This is a genomic window from Streptomyces sp. P6-2-1 (assembly GCF_050613165.1).
Classification (GTDB): domain Bacteria; phylum Actinomycetota; class Actinomycetes; order Streptomycetales; family Streptomycetaceae; genus Streptomyces.
Genome location: NZ_CP192513.1, coordinates 3,542,330 through 3,556,065, shown reverse-complemented (window position 1 = coordinate 3,556,065; position 13,736 = coordinate 3,542,330). Strand labels below are relative to the sequence as shown.

Sequence of the window (13,736 nt, the reverse complement as noted above, 5' to 3'; positions counted from 1 at the left end):
GGAGACGGCAGAGCCCCCCTCGCGCACGGCGAGGGGGGCTCTGATCTGCGGTGGACCCTAGGAGAGTCGAACTCCTGACATCCGCCATGCAAAGACGGCGCTCTACCAACTGAGCTAAGGGCCCTGGATGCCGTCCCGCCGCCGGAAGCGACGCTGACGCCTGGCACAGGATAGCGGTACACCCCCCGGCTTCCGCAAAAGCGATACGGGCGGACCGGCTGGGACAGCTTGGGTACTGCCCTCGGCGCGGGCCGCTCCGTAGGATGCGCTCAGGCACATGGGGCCCGAGCGGAACCGGGGAACGGAGCCGTCGGCACACGGCCGGTGGTCCGCCCGGACGCACCGCGTCGGTGGGGAAGCCAAGGGGAGACGCACCGTGGACGCAGCACACCAGGAAGCGGCGGCAAGAGCGGCGACGACGGAGAGCCCCCGGCTCCCGCTGCCCTCCACGGAGACCGCCCGCCTCCCGCAGGAGAACGTTCCGGAGCCACCCCGCGCGCACGAGGACCGGGGACGGCACCAGGAAACCGCCGCGAAATCACGGGAGTTGCAGCGCGTCTGGTACGGGGAGCCGCTCGGCACGCTCTTCCGCCGCCTCATCGACGACCTCGGCCTCAACCAGGCCCGCCTCGCCGCCGTCCTCGGTCTCTCCGCGCCGATGCTCTCGCAGCTCATGAGCGGCCAGCGCGCCAAGATCGGCAACCCGAGCGTCGTCCAGCGCGTCCAGCTCCTCCAGGAGCTGGCGGCCCAGGTCGCCGACGGCAGCATCCCCGCCGCGGAGGCCACCGTGCGCATGGACGAGATCCGCGCCTCGCGCGGCGGCTCCGTGCTCTCCACGGGACAGACGGCCTCGACGAGCGGCGGCGCCCCCACCGTGCGCCGCGTCGTCCGCGAGATGCAGGCCCTCCTGCGCTCCGTCGCCTCGGCACAGGACATCGTCGCCGCCGCCGCGCTCATCGCCGATGACCACCCCGAACTCGCCGAACTCCTCCGCGTGTACGGGGCCGGGCGCACCTCCGAGGCCATCGACCACTACGCCACCCACCAGGACTGAGCGCCCCGATGGCCGAGATCTTCGCGGGCCGCTACGTCCTCGCCGACCCCATCGGGCGCGGCGGCGCGGGCGCCGTCTGGCGCGCCTGGGACCGGCGCCGCCACAGCTACGTCGCCGCCAAGGTGCTGCACCGGCGCGACGCGCACACGCTGCTGCGCTTCGTCCGGGAGCAGGCCCTGCGCATCGACCACCCGCACGTCCTCGCCCCGCGCAGCTGGGCCGCCGACGACGAACAGGTCCTCTTCACGATGGACCTCGCGCGCGGCGGCAGCGTCGAACGCCTCGTCGGGGACTACGGGCCGCTGCCGCCCGCGTACGTGTGCCTCCTGCTCGACCAGCTCCTCGCCGGGCTCGGCGCGGTGCACGCCGAGGGCGTCGTCCACCGCGACGTGAAACCGGCGAACCTCCTCCTCGAAGCGACCGGGACCGGGCAACCCCACCTGTGGCTCTCCGATTTCGGCATCGCCGTGCACCGCGACGAACCGCGCCTGACCGAACCCGACCACGTCGTCGGCACCCCCGGCTGGATCGCGCCCGAACAGCTCCTCGGCGCAGAACCGGACGTGCCCGCCGACCTCTACGCGGCAGGTCTCGTCGCGATCCACCTCCTCACCGGGGGCCGCCCCGACTCGCAGGGCCTCGTCTCCGCCTACGCACGGGGCATCCCGCCCGCCCCGCGCGATGTCCCCGCGCCGCTGTGGGCGGTGCTCGGCCCGCTCCTCCACCCCGATCCGCAGCGCCGCTTCCGTACCGCGACGGCCGTGCGCAAGGCCCTCGCCGAGGCCGCGCGGCTCCTCCCCGGCCCCGGCACGTACGAGGAGCCGATCGAGGTCTTCGACCAACTCGGCCCGCCCCCACCCGGCTTCACGGAGCAGGGCCCGCTTCCGCGCCCCTTCGACCCCGAGGTCCCCTACGAGGAGAGCGCGCCCCCGCCCGCCTACGGGACGACGCGGCACCCGGTCACGGACTCGCTGTCGCACGCGGCCCCGACGACGACCGTGGCCCGCCCCGTCCCCCCACCGCCCGCGCATCCGCCCGCGCATCCGCCCGCGCATCCTCCCGCGCCGGGCCCCGCCGCCCCGTCCCCGGAGCCCGCCCCGGCGAAACCTGCCGCGGCGGAGCCGGGCAGCGGCGGACCACCGGCCAAGGTCGCCGTACCCGTGCTGCTCCTCGCGCTGCTGTGCTTCGCTGTGGGCTTCTGGGCGCTCACCCAAGCCCCGTGATGTGCCACGAGGCTTGACGGGACCTCAGGCGGTGCGCCGCCCGCGCAGCCGCCACACGCCGAGCCACCCCACCAGCGCGAGCCCCGCGGCGAAGCTCCCCACCGCGAGCCACCGCATCCCCTCGCCCCCGGACGCCGCCACCCGCCGCTCCCCGCGCGGACCGCTCGCCGCCGGGTCGCCGCCCACCTGGAAGATCCCCGGGTCCCCGGGGTACGTGACCCCCTTGCCCGCGCGCCCCTCGTCCCGCACGGCGACCCGCAGCACGACCCCGAGCGGCTCGTCCCCGTACGCCGCCGCGAGGTCCGGGCTCAGCGAGACGCGCAGCACATAGGTGCCGGGAAAGCGCAGGGCACGCAGGCCACCGCCCGCGTACCGGTTGGCGAAGGCGACAGGAGCACCCGTGTCGAGGTGCGCGGAGGAGGGCGCGCCCGTGTAGAAGGCGGTGTCCGAGACGACCTCGGCCCGTACGGGGCTGTCGAGCGCGGCACGCAGCGCCGACGCGACGGTCTTCTTGCCGGAACCACTCGCGACCGCGCTGCCCAACTCGACCTCCACGGAGGCGCGTCTGCCCCAGTCGAGCGGGAGCGCGTAGTAGCGGGTCGTGCCCGGGCGCAGCCGGTCGCGCCAGGTCCCCGCGCCGATCCGCGCCGTGTCGCCCAGGTCCGCGGGTCCCGCGCCGCCCTCGCGCTCGCGCGGTGTCCCGCCGGGCGGCGCGGGCGGCGTGCTCGTGGCACGGGGCGGCGCCGAGGCCGGGGGAGCGGTGCGGGGCGCGGGCTCGGTGAAGAGCCGCAGGTCGAGCGCCCAGGCGTCGAGCGAGGGCGCCACCGTGTCCGTACCGCGCCCGGTCGTGCGCTCCACGACGACGTAGTACGTGCCGGGCGCCGCGCACGCCCCAGCGGGCCTGGGCGTCTGCTCGACGACAGCGCCCATCGGGCGCGCCCAGAGCGTCCCGCCCGCGTTCGCGCTGTCGCAGTAGCCGCCGGCCGGGTTCCGCAGGGTGACCCGCACGCCGTCCCCGTAGGTCAGCCGTGTCCCCGCGGGCGGTACGGCGACGACGGAGGCGTAGGACTCGCCGCCGCCCGGGAGTTCGACGCGGTAGTACAGCGCGCCGTCGGCGGGCCGCACGCTGCTGCGGTACGGGGTGCCACCGGCGAGTACGGGCGCATCGGCGCTCGAAGCGACGCCGCGGACGGTGCGGGTGCCGGGGGCGAAGGCGTAGGCGCCGTAGGGGTCGTCGGCCGCGGGTACGGGTCCCGCTCCCGCGAGCACGAGGCCCAGCGCGAGTACCGCGCCCGCGCCCGCGCGCCACACCGTCCGTACGTGCCCGCCCCGCATCCGCAGCCCCCTGTCCCCCGGGGAGCCCGCGCCCCCCACGCCCGCCCATCCTGCCGCCCCGCCCGCCCGCTGTCCCGCACGTGCGCCGAATTCATGGGAGCTGGAGGCCCGTTGGAGAGAATCCCTGGCGCCCCGGACACGGCGACGGGCCCCGGCCGCCCTTGGCGACTGGAGCCCGTTCAGCAGGAGCGCGACTGCTCAGGAACCCGAGGGAACCGAGTCGGTCGCCTCCGTCCACAGATCCTGCTCGGCGCGATCCGCCTGGATCTGGCGGTACACGAGGAGCCCGCCGATGGCGGCCAGTGCGACCAGGAGAAGCTTCTTCACCGCGCGACCTCGTCCTTCTTTGACGTTCAGGGACCTCTGTGGCCCGACTATACACACCGCCCCATACCACTCGACGCCCCCTTCGGCGCCTCCGCGGCCGCCGTCCCCCGGTCTGTCACGAAGCCTCCGTCCGAGTGACGTTCATCAGAAGATCTGCGCGCCACGGGCGTCGCTCCTCCCCTACGCACCGCCGGTACACATCATGAGGAAGTACGCAAATCGCCCAAGCTGAAAGTGAGCACCCCGTGGCTGCCCAGACCTTCTCGACGCTGTGGAAGGCGCTCGTCGGCGCTTTCCTCGCGCTCTTCGCCTTCCTCGGCCTCACGGCATCCCCCGCGCAGGCCGTCGCCCCCGCGACCCCGGCGCCGCAGCCCCGCGACATCCCCTGCGAGGAGAACGGCCCGCAGGGCTTCGCCGTCGCGACGGCCCTCTTCGGGCCACCGCTCGTCCAGGGGCGTTCGCTGCCGCCCACGATGAAGCAGCGCATCAGGGCCGAGCGGCACGGCTCCTCGCCGTCCTGCCGCCAACTCCTGATCCCGCTGGACCACCCGTACGACACGGGAGCGGCACCCGCACGCTCCGCGCTCGGCACACCCCGTACGACAGCGGCCATCGGCACGCGGGCCACGTCACCGGACACCACGACGGAGCCCACCACGACCGGCACCGCCGAGCCCGCCGCCGGCACCGCCGCGCATCCGCTGCCCGCCGCCCGCCCCGCCGAGCCGCAGCCGACCGCTGATCCGGCCCCGCTCGCCCCCGGTATCCCCGGCATCCCCGGCCCCGCCGACGCCCTCGACGCCGTGCTGCCCAGCGCCGCCGAAGCCCCGCTCGCGCTCCCCGGTATCCCTGCTGCCCGCGAGCACCACGACCGCGCGCAGGGTCACCTGACGCCGGCAGGCCCTCGCGAGACGGCCCCGCTCGTCACCTCGGCCCCGTGAGCCGCCCCCACGCAGGCGCACACGCGCCGCCCCGCCCCGGCCCCGTATCGCCCGAGCACCACGAGCACCACGCCCCACCCCCCGCCGGCCGCGGACCGCAGCCACCACCGGGGCACTCCGCCCCGGACCCGTACCACTCACGCGGCGGCCCGCCCGAGCACCGGTGTCCGAGCCCCCCGCACCCCGCCCCCCCCGCAGGCCCCGGCGCCTCCCCTTGTCCCTCTTGCGTACCTCTTTGCCGTCCCCCTGCCCACCCGCACCCCCGCACGTCCCGCCCCCGGCCCCCGGCCGCAGGGGCCATTGGCCGTACCCCCGCACGCAGCCCCCGCACCCCGCGCACCCCGCGCATCCCCGGCCACCGAAGAACCCCGAACACGCCGAAAGACCCCGGAGACGCCGAAAGACCCCCGGTCCTGAGACCGGGGGTCTTTCGTGTCGGTGGGGCTAACAGGACTTGAACCTGTGGCCTCTTCCTTATCAGGGAAGCGCTCTAACCGTCTGAGCTATAGCCCCGCGCGCTCGCGCGCTGACCTCTGAAGATTAGCGCACGAGACGGCCAGTCCCAAAATCGGTACCGGGCCGCCCCCGCCGGGGCGGGGGAGCACCTCCGGGCCGTACGGCCCGGAGGGTCACTCGTCCTCGGCGAGCGTCAGCTCGACACCGCCGACGAAACCGGCGGAGAGGTTGTAGATGAAGGCCCCGAGCGTGGCCAGCGCCGTCATCAGGACGACGTCGATGACCGCGATCACCGAGGTGAACATGAGCACGCGCGGCAGCGAGAGGAAGGACTCCAGATCGAAGCCGCCCCCGTCGCTGGAGCTGGTGGCCTCGGCGACCGTGTCACCGACGGTGGAGAAGACGCCCATCGCGTCCATCACCATCCACAGCACGGCCGCGGCGACGACCGTGCAGATGCCGAGCGCGATGGAGAGCAGGAAGCTCACCTTCATGACCGACCACGGGTCGGCCTTCGCCACCCGCAGCCGCGCCTTGCGCGTGCGCGGCACCGTACGGGCGCCCGTACGCGGCTTGCGCACCCCGCGTCCGGCCGAGCCGCCGCCCGCCGTGGTGCCGCCCAGGCCGCCCACCGGCCCCTGGCCGCCCGTGGGCGGCTGGTACGCCTGCGGAGGCTGGTACGGGGCCGCGCCCGCGGACGGCGTGCTCGCCGCCGCGTGGCCGCCGTGACGGCCACCGGTGGCAGCACCCGGCTGGCCTGTCTGCCCCTGCGGCTGCGGGCCGGCCGGGCCACTGCCGTAGGGATCGGGCCCGCCGCCGTACTGCTGCGCCTGCGGGCCTCGGGTATCGGTCACAGTTCCCCCCTGGGAATCCGGTGCGCGCCGGCGTCTGCCGCTCCCGGAACCACGGGCGCCCTCCGGCGGGGTCCCGCTGGTGCCCGCACCCGTGGTTCCAGTCACGTCCTCACTCCTCGCGCTTATTCGGCCGAAGGCTCCGTGCCCTCGGCCGTGCCCTCGGCCGGGTCCGCCTGGGGTTCGTCCTCAGGACCGTCCGCGTCGACCTCTTCGGCCTCGCGTCCGGCCTCGGCGTTGCGCGCGACGGCCACGACGGCATCGCGCTTGCCCAGGTTGATCAGTTGGACGCCCATCGTGTCACGGCCCGTCTGCCTGATCTCATTGACTCGCGTACGAATCACACCGCCCCCGAGCGTGATGGCGAGGATCTCATCGGTCTCCTCGACCACCAGCGCACCGACGAGCGAACCCCGGTCCTCGACGATCTTGGCAGCCTTGATGCCGAGGCCGCCACGCCCCTGGACCCGGTACTCGTCGACGGGGCTGCGCTTCGCGTACCCGCCGTCGGTCGCGGTGAAGACGAAAGTACCCGGACGCACGACATTCATCGAGAGCAGTTCGTCCCCGTCACGGAAACTCATGCCCTTCACGCCCGAGGTGGCGCGGCCCATCGGGCGCAGTGTGTCGTCCGTCGCGGTGAACCTGATCGACTGCGCCTTCTTGCTGATGAGCAGCAGGTCGTCGTCGGCCGAGACCAGCTCGGCGCCGATCAGCTCGTCGTCGCTCCCGTCGTCGGTCTCGCGCAGGTTGATCGCGATGACACCGCCCGATCGGGGCGAGTCGTAGTCCTTGAGCGAGGTCTTCTTCACCAGGCCGCCCTTGGTCGCGAGGACCAGGTAGGGCGCCGCCTCGTAGTCCCTGATCGCGAGGATCTGGGCGATCGACTCGTCGGGCTGGAAGGCGAGCAGGTTCGCGACGTGCTGCCCGCGTGCGTCGCGGCCGGCGTCCGGAAGCTCGTACGCCTTCGCCCGGTAGACCCGGCCCTTGTTGGTGAAGAAGAGCAGCCAGTGGTGGGTCGTGGTGACGAAGAAGTGGTCGACGATGTCGTCTTCCTTCAGCTTCGCGCCGCGCACGCCCTTCCCGCCGCGCTTCTGCGAGCGGTAGTCGTCGGTACGGGTCCGCTTGACGTAGCCGCTGCGGCTGATCGTGACGACGATGTCCTCCTCGGCGATCAGGTCCTCCAGGGACATGTCGCCGTCGAAGGGCACCAGCTGGCTGCGCCGGTCGTCGCCGAACTTGTCGACGATCTGGCCGAGTTCGTCGCTGACGATCTCCCGCTGCCGTTCGGGCGAAGCGAGGATCGTCCGGTACTCGTCGATGCGCCGCTGAAGCTCGTCGTGCTCCTGCGTGAGCTTCTGCCGCTCCAGGGCCGCGAGGCGGCGGAGCTGCATCTCCAGGATCGCGTTCGCCTGGATCTCGTCGATCTCCAGGAGGCCCATCAGTCCGCCGCGCGCGTCCTCGACGGTGTCGCTGCGGCGGATGAGCGCGATGACCTCGTCGATCGCGTCGAGCGCCTTGAGGAGCCCACGCAGGATGTGGGCGCGTTCCTCGGCCTTGCGCAGCCGGAACCGCGTACGGCGGACGATGACCTCGATCTGGTGGGTGACCCAGTGCCGGATGAAGGCGTCGAGCGAGAGCGTGCGCGGCACACCGTCGACCAGCGCCAGCATGTTCGCGCTGAAGTTGGTCTGGAGGTCGGTGTGCTTGAAGAGGTTGTTGAGGACGACCTTCGCGACCGCGTCCCGCTTGAGGACCACGACGAGCCGCTGCCCGGTGCGCGAGGAGGTCTCGTCACGGACATCGGCGATACCGCCGATCTTGCCGTCCTTGACCAGGTCGGCGATCTTCTGGGCGAGGTTGTCGGGGTTGACCTGGTACGGCAGCTCGGTGACGACGAGGCACTGCCGGTTCTGGATCTCCTCGACCTCGACGACCGCGCGCATCGGGATGGAGCCGCGCCCGGTCCGGTAGGCCTCCTCGATGCCCTTGCGGCCGACCACGAGGGCACCGGTGGGGAAGTCGGGGCCCTTGATCCGCTCGATCAGCGCGTCGAGGAGTTCCTCGTTGTTCGCTTCGGGGTGGGCCAGGTACCACTGGGCACCGGCCGCGACCTCACGCAGGTTGTGCGGGGGAATGTTGGTGGCCATGCCGACCGCGATGCCCGCCGAGCCGTTGATCAGCAGGTTCGGGAAGCGCGCGGGCAGGACGTCCGGCTCCTGGGAGCGGCCGTCGTAGTTGTCCGAGAAGTCGACGGTCTCCTCGTCGATATCCCGCACCATCTCCATCGAGAGGGGGGCCATCTTGCACTCGGTGTACCGCATGGCGGCGGCCGGGTCGTTGCCCGGGGAGCCGAAGTTGCCGTTGGAGTCGACGAGCGGCATGCGCATCGCCCAGGTCTGGGCGAGACGGACGAGAGCGTCGTAGATCGAGGAGTCACCGTGCGGGTGGTAGTTGCCCATGACGTCGCCGACGACGCGGGCGCACTTGTAGAAGCCCTTCTCGGGCCGGTAGCCGCCGTCGTACATCGCGTAGAGCACGCGGCGGTGCACGGGCTTGAGCCCGTCCCGCACGTCGGGCAGCGCACGCGAGACGATGACCGACATCGCGTAGTCGAGATACGAGCGCTGCATCTCGGTTTCGAGCCCGACGGGTTCGACGCGCATCGCGAGTCCGGCGACGCCTTCGTCGGCTCCGGGGATCGGCCCGGTGGGTTCCTCGTCGGGGGTGGGGGTGTTCTCGTCGGCCATGTGCCGTACTGGTCCTTTCGGCCTGCTCGCTGTCCAGGGGCTGTCCGGCCCGGTGCTCCGGGCCCGGGCTCCGGTGTCCGGGAGCGCGCGGGCCGCCGGACACCGGAGGAGGCTGCCTAGATGTCGAGGAAGCGGACGTCCTTGGCGTTGCGCTGGATGAACTGGCGGCGCGCCTCGACGTCCTCGCCCATGAGGACGGAGAAGAGGTCGTCTGCCTGAGCGGCGTCGTCGAGGGTGACCTGGCCGAGGACGCGGTGGTCCTGGTCCATCGTCGTCACCCGCAGCTCCTCGGCGTCCATCTCGCCGAGGCCCTTGAAGCGCTGCACCGCGCCCTCGCGCAGCCGCTTGCCGTTCTCGCGGCCCAGGGCGATGAGCGCGTCGCGCTCGCGGTCGGAGTAGGCGTAGTCCACATCGTCCTTGCCCCACTTGATCTTGTAGAGCGGGGGACGCGAGAGGTAGACGTGCCCTGCCTCGACGAGCGGGCGCATGAAGCGGAAGAGGAAGGTCAGGAGCAGGGTGTTGATGTGCTGCCCGTCGACATCGGCGTCCGCCATCAAGATGATCTTGTGGTAGCGGAGCTTCTCGATGTCGAAGTCGTCGTGCACCCCGGCACCGAAGGCCGAGATGAGCGCCTGGATCTCCTGGTTGTGGAGGATCTTGTCGACGCGGGCCTTCTCGACGTTCAGGATCTTGCCGCGGATCGGCAGGATCGCCTGGTACATCGGGTCGCGGCCGGACTTCGCCGAACCGCCGGCGGAGTCACCCTCGACGATGAAGATCTCGCACTTGGTCGGGTCGTTCGACTGGCAGTCGGAGAGCTTCCCGGGAAGCGAGGCCGTCTCCAGGAGACCCTTGCGGCGGGTGAGGTCGCGGGCCTTGCGCGCGGCGACACGGGCGGTCGCCGCGGAGATGCCCTTGCGGATGATGTCCGAGGCCTCGTTCGGGTTCCGGTCGAACCAGTCGGCGAGGCGCTCGTAGACGATCTTCTGCACGAAGGTACGGGCCTCGGTGTTGCCGAGCTTCGTCTTCGTCTGGCCCTCGAACTGCGGCTCACCGAGCTTCACGGAGATGATCGCCGTCAGGCCCTCGCGGATGTCGTCACCCGTGAGGTTGCCGTCCTTCTCGCGGAGCAGCTTCTTGTCGCGCGCGTACTTGTTGACGATCGTCGTCAGCGCGCCGCGGAAGCCTTCCTCGTGCGTACCGCCCTCGTGCGTGTGGATCGTGTTCGCGAAGGAGTAGACCCCCTCCGTGTACCCGGCGTTCCACTGCATCGCGACCTCGACGGAGAGCAGCTTCTCCTTGTCCTCGGCCTCGACGTCGATGACCGAGGGGTGAATGACCTCGCCCTTGCGGGAGTTGAGGTACTTCACGAAGTCGACAATGCCGCCCTCGTAGTGGTACGTGACGGTACGGGCCTCCGGCGGCTCCTCCGCGTCCACGACCTCGGCGCTGTCCGCACCGACCGTGGCCTTCGCCGACTCGCGCTCGTCGGTGAGCTTGATGGTGAGGCCCTTGTTGAGGAAGGCCATCTCCTGGAAGCGCCGCGCGAGGGTCTCGAAGGAGTACTCGGTGGTCTCGAAGACGTCGCCGTCGGCCCAGAAGGTCACCGAGGTGCCGTGCTCCTGGGTCGCCTCGCCCTTGTGCAGGGGGGCGATGGGCACACCGCGCTCGTACTGCTGGGTCCAGACGTACCCGTCGGTCTTCACCTCGACCTCGACGCGTGTCGAGAGCGCGTTGACGACCGAGACACCCACGCCGTGCAGACCGCCGGAGACCGCGTAGCCGCCACCACCGAACTTGCCGCCCGCGTGCAGGACGGTGAGGACGACCTCGACGGCAGGCTTCCCCTCGGAGGGCACGATGCCCACCGGGATACCGCGCCCGTTGTCGACGACCCGGACGCCGCCGTCGGGAAGGATCGTGACGTCGATCGTGTCGGCGTGCCCGGCGAGGGCCTCGTCGACCGAGTTGTCCACGACCTCCTGAACGAGGTGGTGCAGGCCGCGCTCACCGGTCGAGCCGATGTACATGCCCGGGCGCTTGCGTACCGCGTCCAGTCCTTCCAGGACCGTGATCGCGCTGGCGTCGTAGGAGGGCTCGGGCAGGCTCGATGTTTCACGTGAAACATCGCCGCTCACCGCGTCCGCCTCCGACTCGGCCGCCGCCGATGTTTCACGTGAAACATCGCTCTGCCCCGGCTCGGGCACGGCGCTCTGGCCGTCCTCGTCCGGGGTCGACGGATTGTTCTCGTTGGGGTTGCCGGAATCGGCCACGAAGCGCCCTTTCTGGCACAGCACAGACCTGAACCCGAAGGGCGGGAGCGGCTGCGTCGTTCTACTCGGCGTTAGTCGGCGGTGCGGAGACTCGCGGTGTGCGAGGTGGTGCGGGTGGTGCGGTGTCGCTGAAGCGATGCTCACCGAGCGTCGATGTCTCGTCACTCGCCAAGCTCCCACTCCAAGAGCGGGATTACTGTTCAGTCTACCGGTAACGCCGACAGTGATGGGGGTTTGCAGGTAGCTGAGTACGCATGTGCCGCCCTCAACCGACCACTTCCGACTCCCCATATGCGGACCGGGGCTCCAGGGGGCTCACAGCGGCACTCAGCGCTTCGGACCGGTTCCGGGGTGTCAACCACCGGTGACGGCTCCGCACCACCCCGGCCGAGGCGGCGAAGATGCCCAGGTCAGAGGCGTGCCGACAGGGGTGGGCAAGCCCTTTCGTCGCGGCCGGAGGAGGCCCGCGACAGAGCGCGAGGAGGGGGCGGTGAAAGCGGGACCGAGGGGGCTCCTGTGCGCGGTGCGCACGCGAGGTGGGCAGGGACACATGAGCGGACACATGAGCGGATCGCAGCCGGGTGGGCGGTCGAGGTCCGCGGGGGAAACACGGCCCGGCCCGCGGTCGGCAGGACGGTGACCCTGGTGCGCGTCGCAGAGGGCGTACGCGTCCCTCACGGCGGGAGGCGGAGGCGGGCCCGTATCGCCGCGCCCTGCGGCCCTACCCCCAGGTGTCCCTGTCGCCCCGGCTGCCCGGTGCCCGCAGGGGGCCGTAGCGGCGGGCCGGGGCGGAAGGGCCCTCGATGCGCAGCAGGCGCACGGTGTCGGGGCCGAGGGCCTCGTTCAGGCGGGCGACGAGCTGGGGGGCGAGGAGGCGCAGCTCGGCGGCCCAGGTGCTGGAGTGGCAGCGGATGCGCAGTACCCGCTCGCCCTCGTCGTAGTGCTGGGGCTCGCAGTTGCGCGCCACGTTCTCGCCGACGATCTGCGGCCAGCGGTTCATGACCCCGCCGACCGCGGCGCGGGTCTCCCAGCCGCGGTCGGACATGAGCCGGTGGATGGCGGCCCCGAAGGAGAGCGGTTCGCGTCCCTCGCCGCGGGACCCGCGCCGGTTGCCCCGCCGCTCGGGGCCGCGCGCGTGGACTCCGAGGCCCTGTTCCCGGGCCTGCTTCTGGGCGGCGCGCAGTGCTTCGCGCGCGAGGTCGGCGCCGGAGCCCGCGGTCTTCGGCGCGGGCTTCGTGGAGGGGCGTGCGGGCTGTTCGGGCACGGCGGCGGCGTCGAGCGCGGGCTGGTGCGTCCCCGAGGACTGCCCGGATGCCTGCCCGCGCGGGCGCCCGCCCTTCGCGTTCTCCTCACTCATGCCCGCCGCACCGTCCCCTCGGAGACCGCGTACCTGGTGCCCTTGAGCGGCGCGGGCACGTCCTCGTCGACGGCCGCGGTGACGAGGACCTGTTCGCCGGGGGCGACGTGCTCGGCGAGGCGGTCGCGGCGGCGCGCGTCGAGTTCGGCGAAGACGTCGTCGAGGATCAGGACGGGTTCGCCGCTGCGCTGCCCCTCGGGCCCGGGCGCCGACTGCGGGGCCCAGGGCTCGGCGCGGAGCAGGTCGTACGAGGCGAGGCGGAGCGCGAGCGCGTACGACCAGGACTCGCCGTGGCTCGCGTACCCCTTGGCGGGGAGGTCGCCGAGCTTGAGGAGGAGGTCGTCGCGGTGCGGCCCGACGAGGGTGACGCCGCGCTCGATCTCCTGCTTGCGCACCTCGCCGAGCGCGGCGAGCAGCTGGCCGTAGAACTCCTCGCGGGTCTGTGCGCTGCCGGGCGCTGAGGGCCGGTACTCCAGGAGCGCGGGTCCGCCGCCGGGGGCGAGCTGCTCGTAGGACTTGTCGACGAGGGGGTGCAGCGCGGTGATGAGGTCGGTGCGCTGGGCGAGGAGTTCGGCGCCCGCGCGGGCGAGGTGCTGGTCCCAGATGTCGAGCGTGGACAGGTCGAGGGTGCGGCCGCCGTGGCGGCGGGCGAGCGCGGCGGACTTCAGCAGGGTGTTGCGCTGCTTGAGGACGCGCTCGTAGTCGGAGCGGACCCCGGCCATCCGGGGGTGGCGGGCGGTGAGGAGTTCGTCGAGGAAGCGGCGGCGCTCACCGGGGTCGCCCTTGACGAGGGCGAGGTCCTCGGGGGCGAAGAGCACGGTCCGTACGATGCCGAGCACGTCGCGCGGACGGACCTGCGAGGAGCGGTTGATCCGGGCCCGGTTGGCGCGGCCCGGGTTGATCTCCAGCTCGACGAGCTGGCTGCGCTCGCCCTGGGTGACGGCGGCGCGTACGAAGGCGCGCTCGGCTCCGGCGCGGACGAGCGGCGCGTCGGAGGCGACGCGGTGGCTGCCGAGGGTCGCGAGGTAGCCGACCGCTTCGACGAGGTTGGTCTTGCCCTGCCCGTTGGGCCCTACGAAGGCGGTGACGCCCGGTTCGAGGCTCACCTCTGCGCGCTCGTACGAGCGGAAATCGGCCAGCGACAGGTGCGTGACGTGCATGGGCTGAGC

General features: G+C 72.3%; 10 protein-coding genes and 2 tRNA genes. 3 read left to right on the top strand and 9 right to left on the bottom strand.

Features of this window, described 5'->3' with window-relative positions; all coding sequences use genetic code 11:
* Nucleotides 1-51 precede the first annotated feature (51 nt).
* Nucleotides 52-124, bottom strand: a tRNA-Ala gene (locus tag ACQYWQ_RS15305).
* A 423-nt stretch (nt 125-547) separates the two neighbouring features.
* On the opposite strand from ACQYWQ_RS15305, the gene ACQYWQ_RS15300 reads away from it, so the two are divergent.
* Nucleotides 548-1,054, top strand: a complete 507-nt coding sequence (locus tag ACQYWQ_RS15300) for a DNA-binding protein (RefSeq protein WP_431039204.1) — start codon at nt 548-550, stop codon at nt 1,052-1,054.
* An 8-nt stretch (nt 1,055-1,062) separates the two neighbouring features.
* Entirely contained in the window at nt 1,063-2,277 is a 1,215-nt protein-coding gene (locus ACQYWQ_RS15295) for a serine/threonine-protein kinase (protein WP_431035197.1), read from the top strand.
* A 24-nt stretch (nt 2,278-2,301) separates the two neighbouring features.
* Here the strand turns inward: ACQYWQ_RS15295 and ACQYWQ_RS15290 are convergent, their stop codons facing one another.
* On the bottom strand, nt 2,302-3,651 hold the full coding sequence (locus ACQYWQ_RS15290; protein ID WP_431035195.1) for a hypothetical protein: 1,350 nt from the start codon (nt 3,649-3,651) through the stop codon (nt 2,302-2,304).
* 159 nt (nt 3,652-3,810) lie between these two features.
* A complete protein-coding gene (locus ACQYWQ_RS15285; protein ID WP_007824483.1) occupies nt 3,811-3,939 on the bottom strand; it encodes a DLW-39 family protein in 129 nt (42 codons plus the stop codon).
* A 245-nt stretch (nt 3,940-4,184) separates the two neighbouring features.
* Between ACQYWQ_RS15285 and ACQYWQ_RS15280 the strand changes: the two genes are divergently transcribed.
* Complete coding sequence (locus ACQYWQ_RS15280) at nt 4,185-4,880, top strand: DUF6344 domain-containing protein (protein ID WP_431035194.1); 696 nt, start codon at nt 4,185-4,187, stop codon at nt 4,878-4,880.
* A gap of 439 nt (nt 4,881-5,319) precedes the next feature.
* Here the strand turns inward: ACQYWQ_RS15280 and ACQYWQ_RS15275 are convergent.
* The 6 genes from ACQYWQ_RS15275 to recF form a co-directional block, all read right to left on the bottom strand.
* A tRNA-Ile gene (locus ACQYWQ_RS15275) sits at nt 5,320-5,393 on the bottom strand.
* 116 nt (nt 5,394-5,509) lie between these two features.
* Nucleotides 5,510-6,295, bottom strand: coding sequence for a DUF3566 domain-containing protein (locus ACQYWQ_RS15270; RefSeq protein WP_431035193.1), 786 nt, complete (start codon nt 6,293-6,295; stop codon nt 5,510-5,512).
* 17 nt (nt 6,296-6,312) lie between these two features.
* Nucleotides 6,313-8,937 carry a DNA gyrase subunit A gene (gene gyrA / locus ACQYWQ_RS15265; protein ID WP_431035191.1) on the bottom strand — a complete coding sequence of 875 codons (2,625 nt, stop codon included), beginning with the start codon at nt 8,935-8,937 and terminating at the stop codon, nt 6,313-6,315.
* Nucleotides 8,938-9,053: 116 nt separating this feature from the next.
* Nucleotides 9,054-11,234, bottom strand: coding sequence for a DNA topoisomerase (ATP-hydrolyzing) subunit B (gene gyrB, locus ACQYWQ_RS15260; RefSeq protein WP_431035190.1), 2,181 nt, complete (start codon nt 11,232-11,234; stop codon nt 9,054-9,056).
* 697 nt (nt 11,235-11,931) lie between these two features.
* Nucleotides 11,932-12,474: a DUF721 domain-containing protein gene (locus tag ACQYWQ_RS15255; protein ID WP_431039203.1), complete on the bottom strand. Its 543-nt coding sequence runs from the start codon at nt 12,472-12,474 to the stop codon at nt 11,932-11,934.
* Nucleotides 12,475-12,563: 89 nt separating this feature from the next.
* The gene (gene recF / locus ACQYWQ_RS15250) at nt 12,564-13,727 is read right to left on the bottom strand and encodes a DNA replication/repair protein RecF (protein ID WP_431035188.1); all 1,164 of its coding nucleotides are present in this window, start codon (nt 13,725-13,727) and stop codon (nt 12,564-12,566) included.
* Between the last annotated feature and the right edge of the window lie 9 nt (nt 13,728-13,736).

What these genes read in the sequence shown, in the direction of transcription:
- gyrA (WP_431035191.1), bottom strand. Translation starts at nt 8,937, where the DNA reads ATGGCCGACGAGAACACCCCCACCCCCGACGAGGAACCCACCGGGCCG.
- recF (WP_431035188.1), bottom strand. Translation starts at nt 13,727, where the DNA reads ATGCACGTCACGCACCTGTCGCTGGCCGATTTCCGCTCGTACGAGCGC.
- ACQYWQ_RS15295 (WP_431035197.1), top strand. Translation starts at nt 1,063, where the DNA reads ATGGCCGAGATCTTCGCGGGCCGCTACGTCCTCGCCGACCCCATCGGG.